This is a genomic window from uncultured Romboutsia sp. (assembly GCF_958366745.1).
In the GTDB taxonomy this organism is placed as follows: domain Bacteria; phylum Bacillota; class Clostridia; order Peptostreptococcales; family Peptostreptococcaceae; genus Romboutsia; species Romboutsia timonensis.
Map to the genome: position 1 here is coordinate 1 of NZ_CATXCO010000246.1, position 3,322 is coordinate 3,322.

Consider the following 3,322-nt stretch of genomic DNA (forward strand, 5'->3'; position numbering starts at 1 on the left):
TATTGTTTTTTGCATAAATGGAGTCAATTTATACGATGAAGAAAAAGATACATTCAATAGTATTATGTCAAAAGAAAATCAGCTTCAAAGCCAATATATATATTCGGTAAAAGAAGATTCTAATGGTCATATATGGGTAGGTACTAATAAAGGTCTTATAGAATTAGATAAGTATTTAAACTTAGTAAAACATTATAAAGATACTATAGGAAATTTTGCAGTATATAATGTATATGATGATTCAAAAGGGAGCCTATGGGTTTGTACTCTAGGTAATGGATTATTTAGAATTAACTTAAATGATAAAACCATAAAGAACTATAAAAATAGTACAAGTGAATTTTCAATATCAAGTGATAATATAAGAGATGCAATAAATGATTCAAATGGTAAGCTTTGGATTGCTACAGATAAAGGTATTTGTGCTTTTGATTATGAAACTGAAAAATTTAAATCATATAGTAAAAAAGCATATGAGAGAAATACCTTAATAGATAATTCAGTAATTTGCTTGTTTAAAGATAAAAGTGGACTTATATGGATAGGTACGAGTAAAGGAATATCTACATTTAATCCAAATACTAACTTTTTACATTTTAAGTCAGATCCATATGATTATAATAGTCTAAGTGGAGATTCAATTTATGGTATACATAAAGATGATGACAATCTATTATGGATGGGAACTAGTGAACAAGGCGTAAATATCATGGATGGTCAAGAAATTAAGTATTTAAATACAGAAAATAGTAATTTAATTAGTAATAAAATACATGATATAACTGGATATAAAGATAAGGTATTTATAGGAACTAATAATGGTTTATCTATTTTAGTCAAAAATGGTGAAAATTATAATATAACAAATTATACAACAAAAGAAGGTTTACCATCAAACCTAATAACATGTTTGTTTGTAGACTCTAAAGGTTGTTTATTTATAGGAACTAATAATGGACTAGTAGTATTAGATTCAAATAATAAACTTATAGATATTACATATATACTTGATGATATGGAAGTAACGGATAAATTTATAGGATCTATTTATGAAGATTCAAAAGGAAATTATTATATAGGATGTTTTTTAGGAGGAGGATTAATAAAATTTAATCCAAATACTAAGGAATATAAAATATATAAAAATATTAAGAATAATGAAACGAGTATAAGCAATGACTGTATAATTTTTATAAATGAGGATTTAAATGGAAATGTACTAGTTGGAACAGGCTATGGATTAAATATTCTTGATGTGAAAAAAGATACTTTTAAAAGGTATACAGAAAAAGATGGACTTATAGATAATACTATATATGGTATATTGGTTGATGATAATAATAATATATGGATGAGTACAAATGGAGGTATATCTAAACTTTGCACTAAAGAAAATACATTTGAGAATTTTACTATAATAGATGGCCTTCAATCTAATGAGTTTAACGGAAGAGCTTGTTTTAAAGATAGTAATAACGGTTATATGTACTTTGGTGGGATAAATGGATTTAATGTATTTAATCCTGATAATATAGAGGTATCAAAATTTAAACCAAAGGTTATACTTGATAGAGTTGAAGTAAATGGAGTAAACAAAAAAGATATATCTAATACTAAACTTAAGTATAATGAAAAAAATATAAAAATAAGTTTTTTTACAGATGATTATACCAAAACAACTAAATACTACTATAAATTAGATGGTTTATCTAATGATTGGAACGAAACAGAAAATAACTCTATTGAATTTGCAAATTTAAGTGAAGGTGATTATACATTAAGAATAAAAGCTAAAACACAGCATGGAGTTGTAGGAGAAGAAAGTATAGTTAAGTTTACTATTAAACCTCATTTTTGGAAAAGTAAACTTGCAATGTGTTTATATTTATTATTAATAGTCGTGTGGTTAATTAGAAATCAATACAGGGTAGACAAACTAGATAGATTGGTTAATGAAAAAACTGTTGATTTAAGATATCAGATGGATAAAAATATGGAATTATTCAAAAAGGTACTAACATTAGAACAAAATAAAAATAATTACTTTATTAATCTATCCCATGAGCTTAGAACACCTCTAAATGTTTTAACTAGCATCAATCAATTAATAAAAAATCTTTGCAAAAAAGAAGTATTTATAACGCCTGAAAAACTATCTTATTATATGGATATAATGGATAGAAATACTTCTAGGTTATTAAATTTAATTAATAATCTAATTGATAATTCAAAAATTGAAAATAATAGCTATGTATTAACTAAAAAAGATGAGGATATAGTTTATTTAGTAGAAGAAACTGTACTTGATATGAAAGACTATATTGAGGAAAAAGGAATTGAATTAATCTTTGATACAGATGTAGAAGAAAAAACTGTTAGATGTGATAAAACAGAAATAGAAAGATGCATTATAAATCTAGTTGGTAATGCTGTTAAATTTACTTCTGAAGGTGGATTAATTGAAGTTACTATAAAAGACTTAGATGATAAAGTGAAGATATCTGTAAAGGACAGTGGAATAGGTATTAGTGAAGAAAATAAAAGGCTAATATTTGATAGATTTAATCAAGTTGTAGATAAAAGTGCTGAATTAAAAGGAGGAAGTGGTTTAGGACTTACTATAAGTAAGCAGCTTATAACACTTCACGGTGGAGATATATATGTAGAAAGTGAAGTTGGCGTAGGTAGTGAGTTTATAATAATACTTCCAGTAAATAATGATTAAATAATAAAAGAAATATTAGTTTAATTATTTTTAAGCTATATTAGGTAATTATATGATAAATTTAAAATAAAAATAGCTAGATATGTCTAGCTATTTTTTTATTTTAATTCATAATTTTAATAAATTTTCCACTTATAATGTAACTGTTGCATGGAATCATAATCAATATAAAGATTTAATTTTTAATAAAGAAGGTGCTATTTTTGAAGAAACTTACATCTATTTTACTTGTATTATCTTTATGTACTTCTTTGTATGGTTGTTCTAGGATGGGTACAAATATTTATAATGGTTTAAATAATAAAAGATTAGAAACTAAATCTACTGGTTTGGATAATACTTGTATAAATTGGTTTTTTATACCTAACAATGAATCTAGAACACCTGATATTAATGATAAATTAAACTTTAAATTAAGTGATTATGATGCAATTTATAATGGTCCTAAATCACCAAATGTTAAGTCATTGTATTTAACTTTTGATGAAGGATATGAAAATGGATATACTGAACAAATTTTAGATGTTTTAAAAGAAAAGAATGTAAAGGCTATTTTCTTTGTTACTTCTCATTATATTACTTATTCTCCTGATACTG

General features: G+C 24.6%; 2 protein-coding genes. Both read left to right on the plus strand.

The genetic code is table 11. From position 1 onward, the window contains the following. The coding region (locus tag Q5F54_RS12140; protein ID WP_302334505.1) for a two-component regulator propeller domain-containing protein at positions 1 to 2,725 on the plus strand (2,725 nt) is incomplete at its 5' end. Between the two features lie 203 nt (positions 2,726 to 2,928). Then, on the plus strand, positions 2,929 to 3,322 hold a 394-nt coding region (locus Q5F54_RS12145; RefSeq protein WP_331562785.1), incomplete at its 3' end, for a polysaccharide deacetylase family protein.